The sequence below is a fragment of the Robertmurraya sp. FSL W8-0741 genome (genome assembly GCF_038004005.1).
Classification (GTDB): domain Bacteria; phylum Bacillota; class Bacilli; order Bacillales; family Cytobacillaceae; genus Robertmurraya; species Robertmurraya siralis.
In genome coordinates, this window is record NZ_JBBOQG010000001.1 from 4,038,874 (window position 1) to 4,063,486 (window position 24,613).

Consider the following 24,613-nt stretch of genomic DNA (forward strand, 5'->3'; position numbering starts at 1 on the left):
TTGACAATTAAAAGGGAACTCCGTTCAAATTCCTTTCCTGTACTCATGACGAAAAATTCACCTTAAGGAGATGATCCTAGAATTTAATTCACCTTTATGAAATCACTTCTTTTATTTCTGTCTCTGAATTTGAATTCTTATTTGTTTCTGTTTTAGATAAAATGATCTTGCTTGCAACAAAGGATACTACAATTGCCAAAATTGCAACAATTCCTGCTAAAATTAGATTTCCAAAGCCGCCATCATTATCAATAAAAAACAAAGCTGTTAGTAAGCCGGGACATCCTCCCATGACATAACTCACTAATCCAAAAATTCCAGCAACTAACCCTGCACTTACAGCTCCGATTGCCGTTCCGATCAATACTTTTGGCCTCATGATTAGCGCACCGTAGAAAGCGGGTTCTGTAACCCCACAAAGTGCAGTCACACCAAAAGAAGCGATCATGCCTTTCTTGCTTTTGTCATTTTTAATTGAAGTAGCTACTGCCAAAGCAGTTCCGCCGATACATAAGTTAGAGATGAATCCCATAACCATAACAACCGGGTCATATCCAATTGATGCAACACTGTTAAATCCAATTGGCATGATTGCTTTGTCCAGCCCTAACATAACCATGTAAGGGTAAAGTGCCGCAAGAATCGGCATCGCCACTCCACCAATGTTATCCATCAGATTAGTGACTCCAATCCCCACATAATCACTTAAAACGGTTCCTATAGGACCTAAAGCAATCAATGTAATAGGAACAACAACTATCATGGTAAATAAAGGTTTCAAGAAGTATTTTACTGTTTCAGGTATATATTTTTGGAAGAATTTATCGACAAAATACATAAGCCCTACGCCAAGCATAATAGGTAAGACACTGCTTGAATAGTCAACCACGGGTATTGAAATTCCTAAGAAATCTAGTCCCTCAACACCACTAATATTTGAACTAACCAGAAGGGCTCCTAAGAATGCCCCCATAATCGGTTCCATTTTTAAACGTTTTGCCATTGTGAAACCGATGTAAACTGGCAGGAAGGTGAATGCAGCGCTGAATATGGCATTTAAAATGACTGCAGTTCCGGATTCCATATCAACACCAAAGTAGTTAATCAACAGGTTTCTAAGTGCTAGGATGATCCCTCCTGTAATGAGGGCCGGGACAATTGGCATGAAGATTGTTGCCATGAAACTACCAAATTTGTTTACATAATACATCGCTTTCTTCTCTTCAGGTTCTTCTGCTCCCGAACCTGCCCCACTGTGCTGTTCCTCTTTCCATCCAGATACATCTAAGAAATCGTTATATGCTTCATTAACATTCGGTCCAATAATGACCTGAACTTGTCCAGCTTTGCTTACAATACCGACGACATTTTCAATTCCTTTTAACGCCTCTTCATTCACAAGTTTTTTACTATTGTAATGTAAGCGAAGTCTAGTTGCGCAGTGTTCAACATGATTTAAGTTTTCAACTCCACCAATGTGTTCAAGCACTTGTTTTGACATATTAACGTATTTCATTATTTTCCCTCCAATTCAACCTAATTTCTATCGCTTTCGGTGGTTTTTACATATCTATCAGAATCCATTTTCATAAATTCGAGTTACAAAACGAACATTCATTTGACTTTAAAGGATACTAAGAAGTAGTGCGGATAAATATCGTTCGCTTTTCAATTAGCAGTTGTTCATTATGAAAATCGTTTTTATTCATAAATTCTCTAAAATTAACATAGTTTTAAGAAAAAATAACCTTGCTTATTAATCAGCATTGATGATGGAAAGCGCTTTAATTTTATTTCTGTTAAGTTCCGTATCATTTCCCGATCGGGGGGATCTTCTAATACACTAAAAATTTAATCCACCTACAAGATATCAAAAGCATTTATGAAGCTTTATATATCCTTGTAGGTGCGATTATATTAGAAAAATTTTTCGGCATAAACGAGTGTTTTGTTAAATATTTCTTTTAGCAGCTATTAAATCTTTAAACCAATAATAACTTTCTTTTGGAATCCGTTTATAATTATTCTCAAAATCAACTCGAACTAGCCCATATCTTTTTTCATAACCATTGATCCAGCTATAAATATCCATTGTGGACCACATATAATAGCCTTGGACATTGACCCCTTCCTCACGTGCTTTTAACATGTAGTCAATAAACTCGCCTACTAAGTTAATTCTATCTGTATCTTTAACATAACCATTTTGATCCGGAGTTTCATATTGTCCGTGGCCGTTTTCAGTGATATAAACCAAAATATCACCATATTTTTCTTTCATTTCCATCAAGGCATTGTACATGCATTTTGGATAAACTTCCCTGCCCCAAAGGTTCCTTTTCACATTTGGATCAAAGGATGTTTCAAACATATTCTTAATACGAATACCTTCTTTGGAATTGGAGCCTTTTCCTCTATTATTGTGAAACACCTCTGTTTCACCCTCAGAATAATCCGTTACATACTGACGGTTATATAGGTTTAGTCCAATATAATCAATCTTTCCTTTTGCAAATTCAACAAAATCCTCTTCGTGAATAAACTTTGGTGAAACATTATTATCTTCCAGTACCTTTGTTAATTCGGCTGGTAATTTTCCGAATACAGCAGTATCTAGTATGATTCGATTGTAGAAAATATCTGCTCTTAAGTTTACTAGATCTTTTTCTTTTGTATTTGGATCAAGCTCGACATTACCATTATCATGGACAACACCAATGATTCCGTCCAAACCTAATTTTTTATAAGTTTGGACAGCTTTGGCACTGCCTAACATAAGGTTATAAACTACTGTCCAAAAACGTCCAAAATCTGCTTTGTAATTTGGCGGATAGTTTCCTACTATATAGCTGCAATACGCATAATATCTTGGCTCATTAATAGTAGACCAAATTTTAACGCGATCCCCGAAATGTTCAAAGCAAACTTTAGCATACTCATTAAAGGCATCCACAACTTTTCGATTTTCCCATCCACCTAGCTTTGCCATTTCATTTGGAAGATCATAATGGAATAATGTAACATTTGGCGTAATTCCTTTTTCCAAACAATAGTTGATAACGTTATTATAAAATTCAATTCCCTTTGGATTGACTTCGCCGATTCCATTCGGAATTATACGGGCCCATGAAATTGAAAATCGGTAGGTGTTTTGATTTCCTTCTGCCATTAAATCAATATCTTCCTTATATCTGTGATAAAAATCACTTGCAACATCACCATTTACATTCAAAATATTCAATGGATTCTCATGGTTAAAGATATCCCATTCGTTTAAGCCTTTTCCATCTTCGTTCCATGCTCCTTCGCATTGATAAGCTGCAGTAGCTGATCCCCATAAAAATTCATTCCTATTATTCATCTTTTTCAAGTACTCCTCCCTTTAAGCTCAAATATAACGCTTTCACAATTTCATTATAGTAATTTTAAAAAAAGTCTGTGGTTCAAAAAAAGAACGATTTGAGATTGATATTATCTATTCGTTCAGTTTTTAAAGAGAGTAAGCAAGCTCTCATTCTGACCTTAAATCGTATTTATATCTACATAGATGCGAAAAAATAACTTTAACTTTCATTTTAATCATGATATAATTAGACCGACCGGTCGGGTTAGGAGGTATAGTATGAACAAACATCATGTAAACACGAAGCAACTTATAATGGAGAAAGCCGGCTCTCTCTTTATGACAAAAGGGTACAATGGTGTAAGTGTAAATGATATCTGCAAAGAAGCAGGAGTTAGCAAAGGAAGCCTGTATCATCATTTTCAGAGCAAAGAGCAGCTTCTCTTAGATGTAATCGAGGAGGATGCCAAGAAATGGCAAAAGAAATGGGAACATTTAACGAAATCTAGACAATTGGCCACAGAACAGTTGGTCTTGCTGGCAGAGCATTATGCAGAAGATTTCCAAAATCCCCTATCTACGGCTCTGGAGGAATTTGCCAGAAGTCAGGTCATCACGGAGGAAATTCTTGCAAAAATCACATCCATTAATGAAGTAACCTTACAAGCTTGCCGTTCCGTTATAAAGAAGGGCATGGAGCAAGGAGAGTTTCAAAACAGAAACCTCGAAGATACTGTTCTCATTGTCAGCAGCACTTTGGAAGGCCTTGGAAAAATATATTATACAAATAACAAAAAAGAAAATAAACGCATTTATAGGCAGGCCGTTCAATTACTGCTTGATGGATTAAGCACGCATTGATTAATTAGAGTAAAATTACTTGATTAGGAGCGATGTTGTGTATCATTTTAATTTAGCGCTGATTTTAATCGTACTCTGCATACCGGGCATATGGCTTATGAGCAAGCATACAGCCAGTGATCTTTTTAATAAGCCAGATAACCAGCTATCCAAACAAACACTTTTTAACATAATGGTGTTACAAACTATTGTTATCGTCATCTTGTCCGTTGCAGCTGGGATTTATTTCGGCGGTAAGGTAGGCCTTACGGACCCGTTTCTGGAAAGCTTAAGTCGCGGAAGATTCGATCTAACGAATCTGGTCCAACAAGCGGGGATCGGCACAGCCGCCGGGATCATTTGCGCTTTGGTATGGGTTGTGAGCTATTACTCTTTCATTCGACCTAGAATAGATACGGTCTCCGTGCTGGCTTCTGAGCAAGCCAGACATCAGCTTGGCCTCGCCGCACGAATTACTTCTGGCGGAATTATGGAGGAAATCATATTCCGTTGGGGATTACTTAGCTTAACGATGTGGGCCATTCTACTGCTGACACCGTCTCATAATATTGCATTCTGGATTTCCATTATCACCACCGGTATATTATTCGGCTTGGCTCATTTGCCTGGAAATATTGAAAAAGGCTGTATTCCTTCACCATTTTTGATCGCGTCAATGGTACTCGGAAATTTATGGGTGTCGCTCATATGCGGCTATCTTTTCTGGCAATATGGACTTATTGCGGCTATCATTGTCCATGTGTTATTTCACGTAATCTGGTATCCATGGGAGCTCAAGTATAGAAATTAGCGAACGGGCAAATGAACATGGCGAAATAAGCCATGTAGGGACTCATCAGATAAAATCCGTTCGCAGTATTTCGTCGCCCGACCACCCTCAGTACAAATAAGCGTATCCACTTTCGAAAGAGCTTTTACACTTACAAAATGACTTTAGTCGTTAAGATTAATTTTTCAGTATAACATTATGATAGTACAAAATTGAAAAGGAGATTTGATATGTATAAATATAAATATAAATATATCAAAATAGAATTTAAAAGGTAGTCTGGTAAACCAAACAAAGATTATCGAGAAGTGATTCAAAACCTTGCCCAGGAAGGTTAGTGATTTGTACAAATTTTTTCTCCAGATTTCGCATTTTCAGGAGTAGTTGTAGGAACTTACTACGAATTAATTTTTTTGAAGACTGTTCTTAAATAATTTCACCCTACGAAGAAAGCGCTGTTTGGACGGATCTTTTTTTAGAAAACTTATACAATAAGCACATTGACAGGTCCGTCTAAATCGTTTATTGTTTAATTATGTTTAATAATTAAGGGTGATTAAATGAATGACAAACAATTAACTTTCATTCGCGAACTGAACCAAATTGAATACGACTGCCATGTCATGCTCAATCAGGAATATGCGGCATTGCTTGATGACTCGATCTCAGAGAAGCAGTTGATTACACTAAATCAGCTGGAAAAGAAAGGACGTATGCTGACAGGCGAGTTAGCCACACTGCTGAACATCACCCCCAGTGCGGTCAGTCAAATGTTAAACAAACTGGAAAAAAAACAATTCATCCGCCGCTTTATTAATTCAGATAACCGCCGCGAGATTTTTGTTGAATTGGCTCAGGGCGGAATCGACTACCTGAACTTGAATCGCCAAATCGAATTGTCCATTATTAAACGTTTTTATGCCAAGCTCCCCTGGGAAGACTTGCAGCACTTGAAACGTATTATGCTACAGTTCAAAGCGATTATCATCAAAGAGCAATCCATCGACCACTTACCGGATGATTGAGCTTCATATTTCGCTTAGTGTGCATGTACGGAGAGGCGTCCTCACTTTGGCGCAAAATCTTGCCTCTATTGGATGTCTCTCATAACGATACATAATTTTTTTGTCTTATATTTAAGTTAACTTAAATATTAATAATAGTTGATTATTAAGGAGAGAATTTATCGTGAGATTATTGGAAAGTATCTTATTTTTTTCCTCATTTCTAGGCTGGCTCTATCTGATTTGGTCTTGCTCCCGCTTTCGTCCGCAAATAGGAAAGCTAGTCATCGGCACCTTGCTTGGATTGTTACTACTTCATGCTTTGCTCGAACAGTTGCGTTGGGTCATGCTGCCCGTATACGGAATAGTCATACTGGTACTTATTGGTTATAGCCGCAGGATACGCAGCAATTTTACCCCTCGCAAGAACAGTCGCCTAAAGTCCATTTTATTCAGTTTCCTTGCACTGCTTGTATGCATGCTCTCCTGGACAATTCCCAACCTGCTGCCGCCTTTTCAATTTACCAAGCCAAGCGGGCCTTATGCTATAGGTGTTGTCGATTATACTTGGAGCGATCCCGCCCGCACCGGAATCAATGGAGCAGTCCGCAAACTAAATGTTCGAATTTGGTATCCGGCCAGCGATCAATATACTGCTCCCGCCCACTATATTCCGCAAGCCGATCTATTTATCAAAACGATACAGCGCCAATATGGCCTGTGGGCCAAGCTTGTACGTGACTATCAGCGGATTGAGATTCCCGCCAGCTATGCTCCGCCTTTTCATCCGGATGCAGGGCCGGCCCCTGTAATTGTCTATTTACATGGTAATCATCTTGGCACTCGTTTTACCGGCACTTTTCAAGCACTTGAATTAGCGAGCCACGGCTATATCGTAATCGCACTTGAACATCCGGGCACAGCGTTCCTAAGCGTATTTACTGAAGATGACTACGCCCCATTCACCAATCACTTCCAGAACTTGCCTGACAATTTTAACGACCATAATGCAGTGGCTATTCCAATTATTCGCGAGCAGCAGGCCGATATTTTATTTGCTTTGGAACAGCTTCACAACATCAGCAAATTCAATCAGGGTTCGCCGTTGTCAAATCAGATGGATCGTAGCCGAATTGCTGTAATCGGGCATTCCTTTGGAGGTGCAGTAGCAGCAAATATGTTAGCTACTACCACAACAATCAAAGCAGCTATTAATCTCGACGGCTATCTGTATGGTGAGTACCCCGAACTGCTTCCGGATAAACCACTGTTGATACTAAACGGCAGTCTCAAGATTGAAGGTTTAGAGGAAACCATGACAGGACTGAAGGAGGAACGTGCCTTGCGTGATCGTCTATTGGGCAAATACGGGCTTGAACTCAATCTGCCGAAAGCCGGACACCTCAGTTTCACCGATCTGCCATTGTATTCGCCGCTTCTCGCCCCGCTTGCTCCCGATTTTAAAGAGCAGCACCGCTTAATCAATGAGCAGACACTGCGCTTTCTGCAGGAGCATTTGTAGAATGTACTGCTATGATATTGTTTCATAATTTACTCTGAACCTCTGCGAGCAACGCGGAAGAAATATAGCCGATTTTTAATAAATTCTATAGACCTTCAAACCCACTTTAAACGTAGATTTGAAGGTTTTTTTCGCTTACTAATTAAAAGGCCGAAAACAAAGCCCACAAGCCGTACCCAGCAATGACTATACCGGACAATCGGTTGATCCACATCAATCCGTGCGGCTTTAGCCTTTTGCGCAGGTGCGATGCTGCAGCGGAAATGAACAGCCACCAGAGCAACGAACCACTGAACACCTCTCCAACTAGCAGTATAAGCACCTGATTTGTACCGCAACATCGGCAACTGCTGCTCCCAATTTTAGCATCCGCCATTATCATCACGTAATCTGGCCGGATCAACCGCTGATGAATCTATACAACGGACAAAATCGGGGTTTGGAGGTAAAAATGACAGGGCAGGATGGAAAATGTGCCCTGCAAAGCTTTCCAATCAATCCTTCGTCATATTTTTTACTGCCTGTTCAATTTCTTCTATAGATCTGCCAATGCCAGACTCAACTGCTGCAACATAGGCTCCTTCCAATAAAGGGGCATTAACGACTTTTACATGATCATATCCGCATAGTTCTATGGCAAGCTCCGCATTCATCTTGGCACTGCCCAAGTCATAAAATAAGAGAACCCCTTTTTCACTATATGCCCGCTCAATTGCCTCGTTTATCTTTTCAACACTGGTGCCAATCTCTTCATCATCTGTTCCACCAGCTATTTCAATCGGAACATTATGAACGACCTGCTGAATAATTTCCTGAATACCTGCTGCCACTTTTGAGCTGTGGGAAATAAGAACAATTCCGACCTTGTCCATCTTATTCCTCCCCTTCTTTTATAGCTTCTGCTAATGAAGCAAATAAATAGTAGGAGGAGACAGAGCCTGGATCAAGATGACCGATGGACCGCTCTTTTAAATATGCTGCACGTCCCTTTTTCGCCATTACTTCTTTAGTAGATTCCATCGCATTTCTGGATACTTCTTCTAACGAGGGACTTTCTATAACTTTATGATTTTTAAAAAACTCAACAACCGGCGTCCATACGTCAACAAGTGTTTTATCACCTAGTTGGGCTTTGCCTCTTTGCAAAATACCGTTCAACGCATCCTCAAGAGCATTTTCTAACGCTTGTTTATCCACCGCTTCCTTCCCTTTTACAGACATCGACATTTTTAAAAAGGCGGTACCGTACAGTGGGCCTGAAGCTCCACCTACTTTAGATAATAGCGTCATCGCAACATCTTTTAATAGATCCGCTAAAGAATTATAAGACGTACTGGTGATTTTACCGATTACTTCCTGAAAACCACGGGACATATTAATCCCGTGATCACCATCACCAATTGCTTGATCTAGTGAGGTTAAGTATTCTTTATTTTTTTGAATCTTTTCATTCGTTTTTTCCAGCCAGTTTATCACTTCTTGAATGCCTAATTTCATCGCTCTTCCTCCCATTTACTAGTTGCGAAATGCTGGAGCCTGTGATTCCGCATTAAGCAGCTCTTTTAATTCATCATCAAGTTTTAAGAGGGTCACTGAGCAGCCAGCCATCTCCAACGAAGTCATATATTCACCAACAAAGGTTTTATAAATATTGATCCCTTTTTCCTTTAAGATGTCATTTACTTTTCCGTTCACGATATAAAGTTCCATTTCTGGTGTTGAACCAAGCCCGTTAACCATCACTGCTACTTCATCACCATTGCTCAAATGCATATCGTCTAAAATTTTCTGTGTTAACTCTGTTGCAATCTCATCTGCTGTCGTGATCGCTTTTCGTTCTGTTCCAGGTTCTCCGTGAATGCCCATTCCTACTTCCATTTCATTGTCAGCCAGTTCAAAGCTTGGCTTTCCAGCAGCAGGAACTGTACATGGACTTAATGCCATCCCCATTGAACGAACATTCGCAACCACTTTTTCAGCAATAGTCTTTACATCTTGCAATGACCCGCCAGCCTCAGCTTTTGCACCGGCAATTTTATGAACAAAAATCGTACCAGCAATTCCTCTGCGTCCAGTAGTAAAAGAACTATCCTCTACCGCAACATCATCATTCACAATCACTTGTTCCACTTCAATTCCATCTGCTTGCGCTAATTCAGCAGCCATTTCAAAATTCATGACGTCACCAGTATAGTTTTTTATAATTAAAAATACGCCAGCGCCACCATCTACTGCTTTAATCGCTTCATAAACTTGATCAGGAGTCGGTGAAGTAAATACTTCCCCGCATACCGCTGCATCTAACATCCCTTTTCCTACATAACCTGCATGGGCAGGCTCGTGTCCACTGCCTCCACCACTAACTAAACCAACTTTTCCCGTTGCAGGAGCATCTTTTCTTACAATCACTGTCGTATTTGGAACCTGTTTAAAACTGTTTGGATAAGCTGACACTAATCCTTTCAGCATATCTTGTACTACCAAATTAGGGTCATTAATAATTTTTTTCATTTCTATCCTCTCCTTTGATAACTCCAGGCAAAGCTACCATATTTTATGAAAACCCTTCCAACAACTTCATTCTATTACAAAAGCGATAGAAGAACTACTTTAAAAATCATACTTTTTATGAAATAAAAGTGAAAACTTTAATTGCTGGAGGTTCTGGTTAACAATCATACGAGGAGAAACGTTTATTATCCTGTTCCAAAAAACTCGGTTGCTAGTTTAATAGTTTCTTCCTTTTCAGGCATTACATATGGTTCACTTTGACTTTAATGTCGAAAAACGAAGCTATCTTCCCTAAACAAAAAAGACGGCGAGTGAAGTTAGCATCATACTCATGCAAACATCACAGGCCGCTTTAAAGGCTTTAGACAAAGAATAATCGTTAAAGGCTCTCTACAACTCGTTACTTATCCCGTAAAATAACTGTTCTTAACGGACCATACCAATGGACTTCAAGCCCAAATTCTTCGGAAAAGAAACGGATCGGAACCATAAAACGCTCATCTTTAATATATGGCGCAATATCAAGCTCTTTCGTGTATGTCTCGTTGCCCTTTACAACTTTCATCGTTCGGCTTCCTACCCTCATTTCAATTGAGGTATTTCCTTTTTCCAGAGTAACAGTTTGCTTTTGATAATTACTCGTATAACCAAAAGCTTCAACAACAGCACGAACTGGGACCATCGTCCGGCTGTTATTTTTCAGTTCAGGCTGAGTATCAAATAATATCAGCTTCTGACCGTAAACAACCTTGATCTCATTATTTCGTGGAAGCTCAGGCAATTGATACAGGGACCATTTTTTAATAAGATTATTTCCTGAATCGGCAATGTAAACCTCACCATTCTCATTAACAGCAACATCGGTCGGCTCATAAAATCGGTTCTGACCATTTATACCATCCCGATCTCCTGCTTCTCCTCGCTCGCTGCCGGCAAGTGTCATCACAGTACCTTTAAACAAATAGCGGATCGCATGATTGCGACTATCTGCAATAACAACGCCTCCCTCAGCCGTCACTGCTAACCCTTTTGGTCCATTGAAACGCGCTGTCTGTGACGCTCCATCAACAAAGGCACCTTCAGCAAACTGCTCTTGTCCTCTTTGTGCCTTCTTTACCGCTGCAATATCACCGGCAACAGTGCTCACCTTATTGGTTGTAAAATTAAGATAACGAATGAGATGGTTACCTGTATCACTAACATAAAGATTTCCCGCTGCATCCAACGCCAAGCCGGATGGTTCATTAAATTTTGCCTTCGTTAGCGCACCATCTGCGTAATCACCTGCTAATAAAGGGACACCCTCTACCGCTTCGATATAACGCGCTGAAGCCGCAGTCAACGTTTCCACTTCTCCTGCGACGATTCGTCTAATGAGATGATTACCACTGTCAGCTACATAAATGGTTCCATCCTTAGCAACAGCAACATCGGCAGGATGATTAAAACGAGCCTTTTTACCGGATCCATCACGACTACCAGCAATGCCATCACCGGCTAACGTCGTCACTTCTCCTTCTGGAGATATACGCCGGATCGCATGATTATTTGTATCAGCTACATATACAGAGCCATCTTCTGAGACAGCGATTCCCTGTGGACGCTGGAACGCCGCTTCCTTAGCTGTCCCATCTAACAAAGCCCCAACTGGCAGACCAAAACCGTCGACTGGCAATCCTTCAATTCCAGCATACGTTGTCACCTGCTCTCCTTTTACACGCTTGATTAACTGATTGCGTGTGTCAGCAACAAGCAGTGTTCCATCGGGCGAGAAAGCTATTCCTTGAGGCATTCTTACTCCTGCCTCAAGCAACTGCCCATTTTCATGTGTATACTGTCCACTCCCAAGATAGGTGGCAACATCTGAAAGAAGAGCACCATCCTCACCATAAATTGCCTTAGGGGCAGCCACTACACTTCCACCGCTTCCCAGCCATACGATTGCCAGAAGCAAAAAGATTTTTATTCTCTTTACCATCGTTCTCCCTCCCAACTTCCATAGAATTTCTTCAGCCACATATTAACCTAATTGCAAACGTAAATTGTACGTCATATTTGTCCAAGTGAAAATTGACTAGAATGTCGACACAACTCGTCTACTCTCTTCACCGGTCATGTCCCTCTTCTTACAAGTGAAAGTCATTTTCAGCTTCTTTCTTCCCTAATCATTTCATCCCAGCCATCTAACTCTACTTATACCGAAAAAGAGCAGCTTGCATAGAAGATTCCACTTGTTCAACATAGAAAACCCCATATGTTCCGTTAAAATCTTCAATCTCTGCACTTGCTATTCCATTCTCAACTGTCGTCGGTATATATATCCATTCTCCATCATCAATTTGTTGGAAGATCCCTACTTCACCTGCATTAGCTCCGTCAGTTACATCGAAATTCAGCTTTACAGTCGCTCCTCCTATTTCAAACTGTCTGAAGGTCAATACTGCTCCTGCAGGTTCAAGACCAGTCACTGTTCGTTCCTCATCTGTAAAATCAAACACTGTAACATTTGTCTCACTTCCATACGGCACCTCTTCGAGCCCTATCACTTCAATTGAACCGTCACGCAATGGAATCACTGTCTGCTCAAGACTCAGTTCAATCACTTCCCCATACGGGACATACACGAAGACATCAAGTACGACTTCTCCTCCGCCAACAATCGTGCCGCTGAGTGTATAGTGACCATACTTCGATGTATCCAAATCGCCATCCCATTGTACTGATACCTCACGTGTCGTGCCATTACTCATTCTTACCTCGACAGTCGCAGGAGGAGTAAAAATTTCACCCGTTTCAATCTTCACCGGCTCTGGTTGGGTAATATCAACAATAGTTGGGGGCGGAGATGGCGGAGTGCTTCCTCCCCCTGAACCACCACTTGGCGGGCTTGATGGTGGCGGTGGCACTGGCGATTGTCGTTGCTCCCGCTCCTGTTGAGCCTGCTCCCGTTCCTCTGTACGTTGTCGCTGCGAGTTTTCAAAGCGCATTCGTTCTGCTTCTGACAACTGTTCGAGGTAACGATTGACTGCGTTATTTTGCGCTTCCTCTAGTGCCTGCCGGTTTGCTTCCTCCTGTTGACGGAGTTGCTCCTGCACTCTTTCTAATAGTTCTCTGTTTTGCTGCTCATACTGTGCCTTCTGTTGCTCCCGTTGTTCCTGCTGCTCCCTTTTTTGCTGATTCAGGCGCTCCCGTTCTTCCAGCGCCTGCCTTGCCCCTTCGCCTCTAGGGTCCTCCAATGGCGGAATGCTACCGAGATCAATTCTGGGAACAGTTCCTTGCCTATTGATTTCCTCAATCAGTTGCTCTGCACGTTCTCTATTTACTGTTCCACTTTCCAATGTTCGTTTTACGATATTCTCGATAAGGTTATCTATATTTTGCAGGATTCTGTCAACATCCTCGGGGTCCTCTCCGTTTTCATTCATCTCAAACCATTGCTGGGCAGCATAGCCTTTTAATATTTCCTGCCTCATCTGTTCATTTTCCTGCTCAATTCTTTCCTTATTCTCTAACATCTTGTGAATAATTTCATCATTCATTTGGCCAGTAAGCTCGTTAAGATCCAGTGGTGTAACAACTCCTGACGTCCCCTGTGAAACGTCCGTGTACAAGTCAACCTGTTGCCCAGGCAGCACTCTTAACGGTGGCGTAGAAGACTGGCGCGGCGACCCCGTATTAACCACTCCTGAATAAACATAAACAGATGGAAGCCCCGTAACCGGATCAATAGAGATTGAAAAATGAGTTCCCCGCGCAGAAATAGCTGCTGCCGGGTTGACAATTTCAAATGTATCGGCCGATTCATATAACGGTTCCACCTCTGCATAAGCCGCTCCTGCCAGCACACGCAACCTCGTTTGTTTTACACCATTTCTTTCAGAAAGCGTTTCAGCAAACAATTCCGTATTTCCAATCAAAACAAGGGAATCGTCACGATCCGTACTGCTGATTACCACCGAGGAACCCTCACCAGTACGGAGCCTATCCCCCTCTTGAAAAACTGTTCCTTGATATGCTAATATTTCCTTTACCCCAGCCGCCTTCTGAATGAAGACATCACCCACAATGCTGTCAACAATAAAAAAACGCTCTCCCTTATCGGTAGCAAAACCCGCTGGTACCATACTAAAAAAGATAAGGAAAAAGACTAGCGACCTAATAAAACCACTTACAAAATGATTTCCTGCTTTACCTTGCATACGTTTTACCCCTCTCAGAAATTTCTGATATTTAACACCAAAAAGGTTTTTCTCCCTCCCCTTATGTAGTCAAGCGCTAAATAAAAACAGCCTTGAACCTTTTGATTTGTTCATTCTTATCAGTTGTCATCTGGAAATATTGTTAATCAATCCTTTCTATTTTTATATTTCACGCTACAAAACTACACCATCCCACTCGCATTCAATAGCCTTTTTCCTGAACTCTCTTAACTTTTATTTAAGTGCTAGAGTCGATAAAGCCATACTATTCTTAATTATATTTCTATCTTTTCTCACAATGATAGTAGACACTTTTATGTGTACCTTATATGCTACAAAAATTGGATCGCAGACCTTCTGAACTTAAACTGAAGAATTTAAACTTAGCGATCAGCGTGCTCATTCCCCCTAAAATAAAGGAAGTGGAACAAAATAGTTCGTTTTGCTCTACTTCCTTTATTATTTTTGATAGGTATTCAGTAAGTAGCGTGCGGATAGCTACTACTTTCAAAATCTTGTGAACTCATTCCACAATTCCTAACTCGACATCGCCCTTGGCGAGACTCGTAATGGGAATTGATCAGCTCCATAGCTAACAGTTTCTGCAATTCTTTACTCGGCTGCTACCTGAGTTTGTCCTCATAAGCCCTTCATGCGGACACGCTTCGCTCTTTTTTAGCTTTCTCTGTCCTCATGAACTCAAACTACGTTCATTACCAGCTTCCCCTATTCTCTTGAACCGTTCTATGAGGACAAACGATATCCTATTCTGCCCCAGCTTGTTCTCCATGGATCAGTAGAATCGAAACTATGACAAACTAAAAAAAGGAGATTACGAATCTCCCCTTTACCCGCTTCAAGATTAGCCATTATTTTCATCATCGCCTAATCATTTCTAAAGTTAGTTAAATATAAACCTACTACACCTCGCAATTACCATCTTGCCGTTACCATTTTTCTTCTTGTGTAAAATTCTACCCCATCCGATCCGTTAGCATGTAGGTCTCCATAGAAAGAGTTTTTCCAGCCAGAGAATGGGAAGAATGCCATCGGTGCAGGTACTCCAATATTTACTCCGAGCATTCCCACCTCAATATTCTCCCTAAAATACCGAACATTATGACCACTTTGCGTAAAAATACATGCCCCATTGCCGAAATCAGATTTGTTTGTTAAGGCAATGGCTGCCTCTAGACTTTCCACTCTAACAATTGATAGGACTGGTGCAAATATTTCTTCCTTCCAAATAGTCATATCAGTCGTTACATGATCAAAGATCGTTGGTCCTATAAAATAGCCATCATGATGGTACGCTTCATCTTTACTTCCATCGCGGACTAATTGTGCCCCTTCAGAAACACCTAATCGTATATAATTTTCTGTTCGATTTTTATGCTCAGGACGAATCACTGGTCCTAAAAATACATCCTCCTCTAAACCATCACCTATTCTAATTTCATCTGCACAATCCTTTAATTTTTTCACGAGTGGCTCCACCACTTCACCTACCGCTACAACGACTGAACAAGCCATACATCTTTCTCCTGCTGATCCATAAGCGGCGCCTATAATCTCCTTCACAGCTGCATCTAAATCTGCATCAGGTAACACGATTGAATGATTTTTTGCTCCTGCTAATGCTTGAACTCTCTTTCCGTTCGCACTTGCTTCTTTATATACATATTCCGCTACTGGTTGTGACCCTACAAATGAAATAGCCGGGACATCTTCATGTTGTAATAGACTATTTACCACATCATGGGCACCATGTACAATATTGAGGACACCATCTGGTAAACCTGCCTCCTTAAATAATTCCGCTAATCGATTAGCTAATAGTGGTGTACGTTCACTAGGCTTTAATACGAATGTATTTCCTAAAGCAATCGCTAATGGGAACATCCAACATGGTACCATCATTGGAAAATTAAAAGGAGTAATTCCTCCTACCACTCCAACTGGATAGCGATACATTCCAGATTCCATGTTCGTTGCAATATCAGGTAACTGCTTCCCCATCATCAGGCTCGGTGCTCCTGCGGCAAATTCAACACATTCGATACCTCTTTGTACTTCTCCATATGCATCTTTATAGGTTTTCCCATTTTCTATAGTGATTAGTTTTGCAAGATTACTCCAGTTATCCATTAATAATTGTTGATACTTAAAGAGGATTCTTGCTCGTTTCGGAACCGGTGTCTTGCTCCAAATTTTAAAAGCTTCCTTTGCAGCTGATACAGCATGATGGACATCTTCTTTAGTAAATATAGGTACTTGTGCTATTTCTTCTCCTGTTGCAGGGTTAGGGACAGAAAGATACTGTGTAGCACAGCTTTCTTTCCATTCCCCATTAATAAAATTCTTTAATTTACCCGTCATTTACTTTCACCTCTTTACTTTTCCTTGAGTATTACGAGTTTGCTTGAAATACCTTTTTTAACACATTGACGATGAAATTTAGATCCTCATCTGTACTGGATAATGGCGGACAAATCGTTAAAATATTGTTAAAGCCTGCAACGGTATCTCCATTCTTTCCGATAATTAATCCTAAATCCCTGCACTCTTTTATGATTTTACTTACCCTTGTAGGGTTTGCTGGCTCCTTCGTTTCTTTATGCTCGACTATTTCGATTCCCATTAAAAATCCTTTATGGCGAATGTCTCCAACATGTGGATGGTTCTCTAACTCTTGTAATCCTTTATATAATTTATCTCCAAGCACTGCCGATCTTGCCACTAAGTTTTCTTTTTCCATAATTTCAATATTCTTTATTGCTAACGCACAGGCAGCTGGGTTTCCTCCAAATGTATTAATATGTCTAAAATGGCTGGTTTCATTACTGGACTTAAAAGCTTCATATATTTCCTTTCTTACGGCTGTGACTGACAATGGAAGATATGCACTTGTAATCCCTTTAGCCATCGTAATAATATCCGGCTTTATACCATAATGCATAAACCCAAACATTTTACCTGTTCTTCCAAACCCACAAATGACCTCATCCATGATCAGTAATACATCGTGCTTTTGGCAAATTTCATATACTTTCTCAACATAGCACTTATGTGGGATTAACATCCCCCCTCCTGTTATAATTGGCTCCATAATGAGCCCGGCGATGGTCTCTTTTTGCTCCCATATGATTTTCTGTTCGAGTTCTTCCGCACATTTCAAATTATATTCTTCTACAGATAGCTCTTTAGGCCTTCTAAAATTATCGGGAGGAGCAACGTGAAGGAAACCGGATGATAATGGTTCGTATTTATATTTTCTCAACGCTTGACCAGTTGCGGACAGTGCCCCCATTGAACTACCATGATAGGCTCGATACCGTGAAATAAACTTATATTTTGAAGGAGTTCCTTTTTCAGCATGATATTGACGCACTAGTTTAAATGCAACTTCATTTGCATCCGATCCACTATTACCATAGAAGAATACATAGTCATCATCTAAATATTTATTCAATTTTTCAGCTAGTTCAATGGCAGGTACATGACTTTGTGTCATCGGAAAATACGCCATTTTTTTTAATTGTTCATATGCTGCAATTGCTAATTCTTCCCTTCCATAACCTACATTTACACACCATAATCCTGACATACCGTCTAAATATTTATGGCCATGATGATCGGTAATCCAAGACCCTTGCCCTTCATATGCAATTAGCGGTGAATGATTTTCTGTATACGGAGTAATATGATGCCAAATGTTCTTCTTGTCTTTCTCTTCCAGTGACATGCTATTCTCTTTCACAATATCACTCATCTCATTTTCAGCTCCAATCGAATGATTTTACACTTTGTAATGTGTTTAAGTAGCGCCCGTTCTATGAACTGACTCTTATCACGACACGGTCTACTTTCCATTGACACAAAGGAATGTCTATTTAATAATAAATTTACAGACTATTTGTACTTTTTTCACTTTACACATTGTTAAATCTTATCCATTTTCCTTAGACAAACGGGAGGGATTGCTGTTGAAAAACAATTTTAGTCTTACTGTTCGGGATGTACTAAACAGAGAAACATTCCGATATGCGAAGCTACTTGCAGGGGAAGGTGGTTTGGATAAACAAATCAAATGGGCCCATATACTTGAAACGAAAGACTTTGAGTCTTTATTAAATGGAGGAGAATTAATACTTACTACCGGTTTAGGACTAGAACTTGATTCCTCAAGCAATCATAAAACATACGAGCTACTCATGAAAAAGAATGTGAGCTGTCTTTGTATAGAAAAAGGCTCTTACTTTCATACCCTTTCTCCAGAAATTAAACAGTTAGCGGATCAAGATGATTTCCCAATTATCATTTTTGAGAAAGTCGTTAAGTTTGTCGACATTACACTAGATTTACATACATTAATCATCAATCAACACTACCAGATGTTAAATCAACTGAATGAAATCGCAAAAGAATTTACAAATTTATCACTCACTCATAATGGAACACTGAAAATTTTGCAAAGATTATCAAACTACCTTCACAAAAAGGTCATCTTTATGTCTAAAGATGAACAAAGCTTTCACTATCCGCCGGAAACCAAACATTTCAACAATCTCTTACAATCGAACTATGATAAATTACAACAAGTGAAAGAGCCTGAGATAAAAACCATTGAAAACCAAGATATTCTTATTTACCCTTGTATTGGTTTAGGACAAGTATGGGGTCATTTATGCCTTGAAGTTGCTTCTAAAGATGATAATGAGTTCACCCTATCTGTTCTAGATCGTTGCGCTTCTGCAATCGCACAAATTTTATTACGAAATCGAACGATAGAGGAAAGAAAACTTAATCAAGAAGATGAAGTGGTTCAAAACTGCATTCAAGGAAAAAAATATCCAATTGAAGAATTAATGACTCTTTTTCCATTTCCCAATCATTTTAAAAATGATTATCAATTTAGAACGATTGTTATCCAAACCGATTTCGAGAAGTTGGTTACATCGACAAATGAGTGGGAAGAATTAAAACTACAATTATCTCTTTCGATTAGAACGTTGTTCTCTCAACAAAATTTCGTGCCTATTATTTCTGTTAGAAAAAATCAAATTGTAATAATTTGTTTTTCGCAAACAAAAGAAACCATTGCTGAAAACAAAAACAAATTACGGCATCTAAGTAAAAAAATCATTTCCCTACTATCTGGAAAACAACAACAGAGAAACACTTTTGGCATTAGCCGATTGGATACAGACATTTCCTTACTTAAAAACTCTTTTTCAGACGCAAAGAAAAGTATAAGGTTGCAAGAGGCCAACCTCATTTCTTCTCCATTTTATGAAGATATCGGCATTCATCATCTTTTCTTTCAGCTAAAGGATAAAGACGAATTAACAGCTTTTATAGACCAACATATTGGTCCTTTAATTAATTACGATAAAGAGAATGACAGTGATTTACTCCGCACTCTTTCAACTTATTTAGATTGCCTCGGTTCAAAAAAAGAAGCGGCCGAACAATTATTCATTGTTAGACAAACCCTTTACCATCGGTTAGAAAAAATTCAGCAATTACTTGGCAACGACCTATTGGAGCCAGCAAGTCGCTCAGCGATTGAAGTTGCCATAAAAGCGCATTACTTCCAACATAGTAAAGCGACGTAATCTACCAAATCTGACTCTAAACGCATGCCATTTATCCACAGGCATGCGTTCAATCATTTCTCACGTCTAAAACACGTTTATAAATGGTATACTGCCAGAATCTAAGACAGAACATCTGTTTATTTGTCATACCTTAAAGCAACATTTTTCAATTGTGTATAATTTCTTAATGCTTCAAGCCCTTTTTCTCTGCCAAAGCCACTCTTTTTGTATCCACCAAATGGCATTTGGATGCCACCGCCTGCACCATAATTATTGATAAAGACTTGGCCACTGCGGACTTTATTGGCTAGTCTATGGGCTCGCTTCACATCATTTGTCCAGATCCCCGTCACCAATCCGTATTCCGTATTATTGGCAAGCTCAAGCGCTTCTTCCTCTGTTTCAAAACTAAAAACAGATAATACAGGTCCGAAAATCTCTTCCTGAGCCAATTTACAGTCTGGATCGATATGATCCAATACCGTTGGAGCGAAGTACCATCCGCCTTCACAACCTTCTATCTCCACTGCTGTTCCCCCTGTTAATATCGTAATTCCTTCGGCTTTTGCAGTTTCAATAAAAGATTCAATTCTCTCAAATTGCTTTTGTGATAAGATTGGACCGATATCTGGATCGGCCACACCTGGACCGACTTTTAGCTCTTTCATTCGACGAGCCACTTTAGCTACAAACTGATCTTTAACTGACGCTTCTACCAAAAGTCTTGAGCCAGCCGAACAAGTTTGGCCTGCATTTTGAATAATGGACTTAACTACCCATTCAATCGCGGCTTCTTCGTCACAGTCGCTAAAAACGATATTGGGCGATTTTCCGCCAAGTTCAAGCGTTACCGGAACGATGTTTTCTGCTGCAGCTTTCATCACAGTCATCCCTGTTGCTACAGAAACTGTAAAAGTAATATGATTGATGTCATGGTGTTTACACAATGCTGCTCCTGCCTCATATCCATAGCCTGTAATAATGTTCAAGATCCCTTTCGGCAGCTTCGTTTCTGAGAAAATTTCTGCTAGCTTTAGGGCCGTTAATGGTGTATCCTCTGCTGGCTTTACAACACAAGCATTGCCCGTTGCGATTGCTGCTGCAACACTTCTTGAAATAATCTGGATTGGATAATTCCACGGGATGATATGTGCCGTCACGCCTATTGGCTCCCGAACTGTATAATCGATGATCCCATATTCAATCGGGATCGTTTCTCCTAAAATTTTGTCTGCCATTCCCGAATAGTATTCAAAATACCTTGCAGCGGCCTCTACATCCACATATGCTTGAGAAAGGGGTTTTCCCACATCAATCGCTTCCAACTGCGCCAATTCATCTTTAATTTCACGTATTTTAGCTGCCACCTCTAACAATACGTATCCTCTTTCATGTGGACGAAAGTTTTGCAGCCATCCTTCTGATTCAAAAGCCATCCGAGCCGAACGAACCGCATGATCAATATCCTCTTTGTTCCCCATTGGTACTTTAGCGATTTCATCACCAGTTGAAGGGTTTATAACCGTGATCGTCTTTCCAGAGATGCTGTCTACCCACTCCCCATTTACGTACATTTTTAACATTTTCACGTCTACATGCTCCCTTCCAAAAACACTTTGTCCAATCAGGCTTTGTTTCATGCAAGTTTAAAGACCCCTTCCACCATCTACATGCAAGACGGTTCCTGTGACCATCCGCGCTTCATCGGAGCATAAATATACTGCTGCATTAGCAATATCAATAGGTTCGATCAGCTTGCCTAAAGGAACACTTTGCTTAAATACATCATCTTTCATTCTTTCTATATCTGCTCCCACAGCAGCAAACTGTCCAAGCATTTGCGTATCACTTGGTCCTGGATGGATAACATTTACTCTCACATTTTTCGGTGCCAATTCAATCGCTAATGCTTGAGAAAATGCAACAGTTGCTCCTTTAGATGCTATGTAAGAACTTAAACCAGGTCGGGGCCGGACTGCTGAGATCGATGCTACATTTACGATAACTCCTTCACATTCGGCAAATGCTCGAACCACTGCACGATTAATCAAAAAAACCGCCGTCGTGTTAATAGCGATTATGCGATTCCACTCATCAATTGTTACTTCCTCAACTGGTGTTGATTTTTGAGCAATCCCTGCCATATGTACGAGACCGTCCAATTTGCCAAATGTAGCAATGGTTTGAGCTGTAACATGGTCTACATCTTTCTCATTCGTCAGATCCCCTTCTACAGTCAAAAGTTGTTTGTTCTGCTTAAAAGGCTCAGAAAATGAAAGGTCACAAGCCACTATATTAGCTCCTTCTTCTAAAAAACGTGCAACCGTTACCTTCCCCATTCCTCCTGCTGCACCGGTAATCATAAATGTTTTTCCAGCAAGTCTCATTATCTATCACCCTTTCATTCTATTGTTCAAAGATCATGGAAGTTTCATATTCATTCCACTTCACAGACTCCTTTCCTTAGAACGCCTATGTTTATTTGCTGAAATCCTCTCTATAATCGCTTGACCCATCTCAGCAGTTGTAGCTGTTCCTCCTAAATCTGGAGTCAATACTTCTCCATTCCTTATCACTTGTTCGATAGCATTCATAATCGTGTCTGAAAGATCCTTACGCCCTAGATGTTCCAACATCATTGCTGTCGACCAAATTTGAGCGATTGGATTCGCTTTACCTGTACCAGCAATATCAGGAGCCGAACCATGTACTGGTTCAAACATTGATGGGAAATCCCCGTTTGGATTTAAATTTGCAGATGGTGATATCCCTAACCCACCAACGAGTGCCGCTCCTAAATCAGATAAAATATCTCCAAATAAATTGGAGGCGACCACGACTTCAAATGTATGAGGACGCTGAACAAAGTATGCGGCAAGAGCGTCAATATAATTTTCTTCAAGTTTAATTGCAGGAAACTCCCGTGCTACCTCTTGGACTGCTTCATCCCATAATTTCATTGTGTGAATAACAGCGTTTGATTTCGTTCCACTTGTTACCTTTTTCTTTCCTTGTTTAACAGCATATTCAAAGGCAAACTGAGCAGCTAATTTTGTCCCTTTCCGAGTTATAACCGTGTTTTGAATCGCCATTTCTTGGTCCATTCTTTGATAAAGGCGTCCACCGCTGTTCGAATATTCCCCTTCAGCATTTTCGCGAACAATGACAAAATCTATATTCACATCATCGTATCTTGTTTGGATACCAGCTAGTTTTTTTACTGGACGAAGATTAATATATTGCTGGAATTGTTTACGAATCGGCATAATTAAATCCCAAATGGTAATTTCATCAGGAACACGTTCATCACCAATGGCACCAAATAGTATGGCATCATAGTTTTTCAACGTTTCAATGCCATCCTTCGGCATCATCCTGCCATGCTGCAAATAATAATCGGCATTCCATTGATAAATATCGGTGTGACATGTAAACGTGGAATCTTGCTTTTCTAGCACTTCCAGCACTTTCAAAGCTTCCTCCATCACCTCGGGTCCAATTCCGTCTCCTGGAATAACCGCAATTTTATAATCCTTCATACCCATATTCTCCTCACTTGCTCACTTCTCGATTTAAAAACAGCAATGCGGCTGTCCGATAGATTTCAGTGGTTTCTACCAGTTCATCTATATCCACATATTCATCAATTTGATGAGGAACTTCCCGATCTCCAGCACCGGTTGTCACAATAGGGACTCCGGCCAAATGCAGGAAAGTTCCATCTGTTGCACCAGGGACTCCATTGTAAATTGGTTTTTTCCCTGTTACGGTTTCATAAGCTTTTGCAACAGCCTGAACTACAGGTTCGTCCTTACTCGTTTCCGTCCAAGGGCGATCCTCAATGACCTCGAACTCTGCCTTAAAGTCCTCGTCTTCCTTGGCAATCCGGTCCAATATACTTTGGATTTCTTTCTTGATGGTTTCATGTTCCTGCCCTGGAACAGTTCTGACATCAAGTGTTGTCATACACTGATCAGGAACTACATTGATTTGCGCTTCTCCTCTAACTGGTGCTTGGAGAATAGTAGGGGTAATGCTCGGCCAGCCAAGTTGCGGATGACAGCCTAATCTCTCTTTTTCACGTTGTTCAAACTCTTCCAATGCACAAATGATCTTAGCCATTCGGGTATTCGGATTAATTCCACTGAGTGGGATAGCACCATGAGCCATTTTTCCAAAGACACGGATAACGATGCGCATCGCACCTTTCTGAGTCACGCATACTTGATTTTCCTCCGGTTCACAAATGATCGCTCCATCTACATTTTCCGCCCAACCTCGCCTAATAAAATGCTTGATGCCAATCATCATTCCCTCTTCATCACATGGTATACAAAGGATGATTTTCCCTGACCACTCCTCTCGATCTCTTAAAAGGGAATGAGTTGCTGTGATCATACAAGCCAGATTTCCTTTCGTATCATTCGTTCCCCTGCCATACATGCGCCCGTTCTCCATAACTGCTCCAAACGGATCATATGACCATGCCTTTCGATCTCCCTCGGTAACCACATCTGTATGACCTTCAAATAACAACGTCGGACCTGGCTTACCAGAATCAACGATTCCAATTACATTTGGTCGTCCAGGCTCAACCTCTTCAACATGTACTTCAATGCCTAATTCTCTTAAATATTGGGCAACGAACTTTGCAACTTTTTCTTCGTTTCCTCCTTCAATACCGGGCCGGTACACACTCGGAATTTGCACTAGTTTTTTCGTTAATTCAATCACATCCTCTCGATCTCTTACTCTTCTATTTACATAAGATTGTTTAATAGACGGCATGTTATGCTCCTTTCTT

The 24,613-nt window shown here is 40.3% G+C and carries 19 protein-coding genes; 5 read left to right on the forward strand and 14 right to left on the reverse strand.

Features of this window, described 5'->3' with window-relative positions; genetic code table 11:
• Window positions 1–94: 94 nt before the first annotated feature.
• Both NST02_RS19695 and NST02_RS19700 read right to left on the reverse strand, forming a co-directional pair.
• Window positions 95–1,516, reverse strand: a complete 1,422-nt coding sequence (locus NST02_RS19695) for a PTS transporter subunit EIIC (protein WP_340949626.1) — start codon at window positions 1,514–1,516, stop codon at window positions 95–97.
• 435 nt (window positions 1,517–1,951) lie between these two features.
• On the reverse strand, window positions 1,952–3,361 hold the full coding sequence (locus NST02_RS19700; protein WP_244988943.1) for a glycoside hydrolase family 1 protein: 1,410 nt from the start codon (window positions 3,359–3,361) through the stop codon (window positions 1,952–1,954).
• 261 nt (window positions 3,362–3,622) lie between these two features.
• Between NST02_RS19700 and NST02_RS19705 the strand changes: the two genes are divergently transcribed.
• From NST02_RS19705 to NST02_RS19720, 4 genes are all read left to right on the forward strand, one after another.
• Window positions 3,623–4,204: a TetR/AcrR family transcriptional regulator gene (locus NST02_RS19705; protein ID WP_212933862.1), complete on the forward strand. Its 582-nt coding sequence runs from the start codon at window positions 3,623–3,625 to the stop codon at window positions 4,202–4,204.
• 37 nt (window positions 4,205–4,241) lie between these two features.
• Window positions 4,242–4,994 (forward strand): CPBP family intramembrane glutamic endopeptidase, encoded by a 753-nt coding sequence (locus tag NST02_RS19710; RefSeq protein ID WP_212933861.1) that lies wholly within the window; start codon window positions 4,242–4,244, stop codon window positions 4,992–4,994.
• 539 nt (window positions 4,995–5,533) lie between these two features.
• Entirely contained in the window at window positions 5,534–5,998 is a 465-nt protein-coding gene (locus NST02_RS19715; RefSeq protein WP_212933860.1) for a MarR family winged helix-turn-helix transcriptional regulator, read from the forward strand.
• A 163-nt stretch (window positions 5,999–6,161) separates the two neighbouring features.
• On the forward strand, window positions 6,162–7,499 hold the full coding sequence (locus NST02_RS19720) for an alpha/beta hydrolase family protein (RefSeq protein ID WP_340949627.1): 1,338 nt from the start codon (window positions 6,162–6,164) through the stop codon (window positions 7,497–7,499).
• 95 nt (window positions 7,500–7,594) lie between these two features.
• Here the strand turns inward: NST02_RS19720 and NST02_RS19725 are convergent, their stop codons facing one another.
• The 8 genes from NST02_RS19725 to NST02_RS19760 all read right to left on the reverse strand — a co-directional run bounded on the left by NST02_RS19725 (window position 7,595) and on the right by NST02_RS19760 (window position 17,981).
• Window positions 7,595–7,840 (reverse strand): hypothetical protein, encoded by a 246-nt coding sequence (locus NST02_RS19725; RefSeq protein ID WP_212933858.1) that lies wholly within the window; start codon window positions 7,838–7,840, stop codon window positions 7,595–7,597.
• A gap of 153 nt (window positions 7,841–7,993) precedes the next feature.
• Entirely contained in the window at window positions 7,994–8,371 is a 378-nt protein-coding gene (gene dhaM, locus NST02_RS19730; RefSeq protein ID WP_212933857.1) for a dihydroxyacetone kinase phosphoryl donor subunit DhaM, read from the reverse strand.
• Between the two features lies 1 nt (window position 8,372).
• A complete protein-coding gene (dhaL, locus tag NST02_RS19735) occupies window positions 8,373–8,996 on the reverse strand; it encodes a dihydroxyacetone kinase subunit DhaL (protein ID WP_212933856.1) in 624 nt (207 codons plus the stop codon).
• An 18-nt stretch (window positions 8,997–9,014) separates the two neighbouring features.
• Window positions 9,015–10,010, reverse strand: a complete 996-nt coding sequence (dhaK, locus tag NST02_RS19740; protein ID WP_212933855.1) for a dihydroxyacetone kinase subunit DhaK — start codon at window positions 10,008–10,010, stop codon at window positions 9,015–9,017.
• Between the two features lie 400 nt (window positions 10,011–10,410).
• Window positions 10,411–11,988: a stalk domain-containing protein gene (locus NST02_RS19745; protein ID WP_095309254.1), complete on the reverse strand. Its 1,578-nt coding sequence runs from the start codon at window positions 11,986–11,988 to the stop codon at window positions 10,411–10,413.
• Between the two features lie 211 nt (window positions 11,989–12,199).
• Window positions 12,200–14,209 carry an Ig-like domain-containing protein gene (locus tag NST02_RS19750; RefSeq protein ID WP_095309252.1) on the reverse strand — a complete coding sequence of 670 codons (2,010 nt, stop codon included), beginning with the start codon at window positions 14,207–14,209 and terminating at the stop codon, window positions 12,200–12,202.
• Window positions 14,210–15,142: 933 nt separating this feature from the next.
• A complete protein-coding gene (locus NST02_RS19755) occupies window positions 15,143–16,588 on the reverse strand; it encodes a CoA-acylating methylmalonate-semialdehyde dehydrogenase (protein WP_137744095.1) in 1,446 nt (481 codons plus the stop codon).
• Window positions 16,589–16,619: 31 nt separating this feature from the next.
• Window positions 16,620–17,981 (reverse strand): aspartate aminotransferase family protein, encoded by a 1,362-nt coding sequence (locus tag NST02_RS19760; RefSeq protein WP_137744094.1) that lies wholly within the window; start codon window positions 17,979–17,981, stop codon window positions 16,620–16,622.
• A gap of 214 nt (window positions 17,982–18,195) precedes the next feature.
• Between NST02_RS19760 and NST02_RS19765 the strand changes: the two genes are divergently transcribed.
• Window positions 18,196–19,827 (forward strand): PucR family transcriptional regulator, encoded by a 1,632-nt coding sequence (locus NST02_RS19765; RefSeq protein ID WP_340949630.1) that lies wholly within the window; start codon window positions 18,196–18,198, stop codon window positions 19,825–19,827.
• Between the two features lie 119 nt (window positions 19,828–19,946).
• Here the strand turns inward: NST02_RS19765 and NST02_RS19770 are convergent, their stop codons facing one another.
• Genes NST02_RS19770 through NST02_RS19785 form a run of 4 tightly spaced genes read right to left on the reverse strand, consistent with a single transcriptional unit; the run spans window position 19,947 to window position 24,597 of the window.
• Window positions 19,947–21,449: an aldehyde dehydrogenase family protein gene (locus tag NST02_RS19770; RefSeq protein WP_340949631.1), complete on the reverse strand. Its 1,503-nt coding sequence runs from the start codon at window positions 21,447–21,449 to the stop codon at window positions 19,947–19,949.
• A 6-nt stretch (window positions 21,450–21,455) separates the two neighbouring features.
• Window positions 21,456–22,196, reverse strand: a complete 741-nt coding sequence (locus NST02_RS19775) for an SDR family NAD(P)-dependent oxidoreductase (RefSeq protein ID WP_137744092.1) — start codon at window positions 22,194–22,196, stop codon at window positions 21,456–21,458.
• A gap of 60 nt (window positions 22,197–22,256) precedes the next feature.
• Window positions 22,257–23,348: a tartrate dehydrogenase gene (locus tag NST02_RS19780; protein WP_137744091.1), complete on the reverse strand. Its 1,092-nt coding sequence runs from the start codon at window positions 23,346–23,348 to the stop codon at window positions 22,257–22,259.
• 13 nt (window positions 23,349–23,361) lie between these two features.
• Window positions 23,362–24,597, reverse strand: coding sequence for a M20 family metallopeptidase (locus NST02_RS19785; RefSeq protein WP_137744090.1), 1,236 nt, complete (start codon window positions 24,595–24,597; stop codon window positions 23,362–23,364).
• Window positions 24,598–24,613: the final 16 nt, after the last annotated feature.

Bases quoted from the DNA above. Each gene is read 5' to 3' on its own strand.
- NST02_RS19755 (WP_137744095.1), bottom strand. From the start codon at position 16,588: ATGACGGGTAAATTAAAGAATTTTATTAATGGGGAATGGAAAGAAAGC.
- NST02_RS19700 (WP_244988943.1), bottom strand. From the start codon at position 3,361: ATGAATAATAGGAATGAATTTTTATGGGGATCAGCTACTGCAGCTTAT.
- dhaM (WP_212933857.1), bottom strand. From the start codon at position 8,371: ATGGACAAGGTCGGAATTGTTCTTATTTCCCACAGCTCAAAAGTGGCA.
- NST02_RS19760 (WP_137744094.1), bottom strand. From the start codon at position 17,981: ATGAGTGATATTGTGAAAGAGAATAGCATGTCACTGGAAGAGAAAGAC.
- NST02_RS19715 (WP_212933860.1), top strand. From the start codon at position 5,534: ATGAATGACAAACAATTAACTTTCATTCGCGAACTGAACCAAATTGAA.
- NST02_RS19780 (WP_137744091.1), bottom strand. From the start codon at position 23,348: ATGAAGGATTATAAAATTGCGGTTATTCCAGGAGACGGAATTGGACCC.
- NST02_RS19725 (WP_212933858.1), bottom strand. From the start codon at position 7,840: ATGTTGCGGTACAAATCAGGTGCTTATACTGCTAGTTGGAGAGGTGTT.
- NST02_RS19750 (WP_095309252.1), bottom strand. From the start codon at position 14,209: ATGCAAGGTAAAGCAGGAAATCATTTTGTAAGTGGTTTTATTAGGTCG.
- NST02_RS19770 (WP_340949631.1), bottom strand. From the start codon at position 21,449: ATGAAACAAAGCCTGATTGGACAAAGTGTTTTTGGAAGGGAGCATGTA.
- NST02_RS19775 (WP_137744092.1), bottom strand. From the start codon at position 22,196: ATGAGACTTGCTGGAAAAACATTTATGATTACCGGTGCAGCAGGAGGA.
- dhaK (WP_212933855.1), bottom strand. From the start codon at position 10,010: ATGAAAAAAATTATTAATGACCCTAATTTGGTAGTACAAGATATGCTG.
- NST02_RS19705 (WP_212933862.1), top strand. From the start codon at position 3,623: ATGAACAAACATCATGTAAACACGAAGCAACTTATAATGGAGAAAGCC.
- NST02_RS19785 (WP_137744090.1), bottom strand. From the start codon at position 24,597: ATGCCGTCTATTAAACAATCTTATGTAAATAGAAGAGTAAGAGATCGA.
- NST02_RS19745 (WP_095309254.1), bottom strand. From the start codon at position 11,988: ATGGTAAAGAGAATAAAAATCTTTTTGCTTCTGGCAATCGTATGGCTG.
- dhaL (WP_212933856.1), bottom strand. From the start codon at position 8,996: ATGAAATTAGGCATTCAAGAAGTGATAAACTGGCTGGAAAAAACGAAT.
- NST02_RS19695 (WP_340949626.1), bottom strand. From the start codon at position 1,516: ATGAAATACGTTAATATGTCAAAACAAGTGCTTGAACACATTGGTGGA.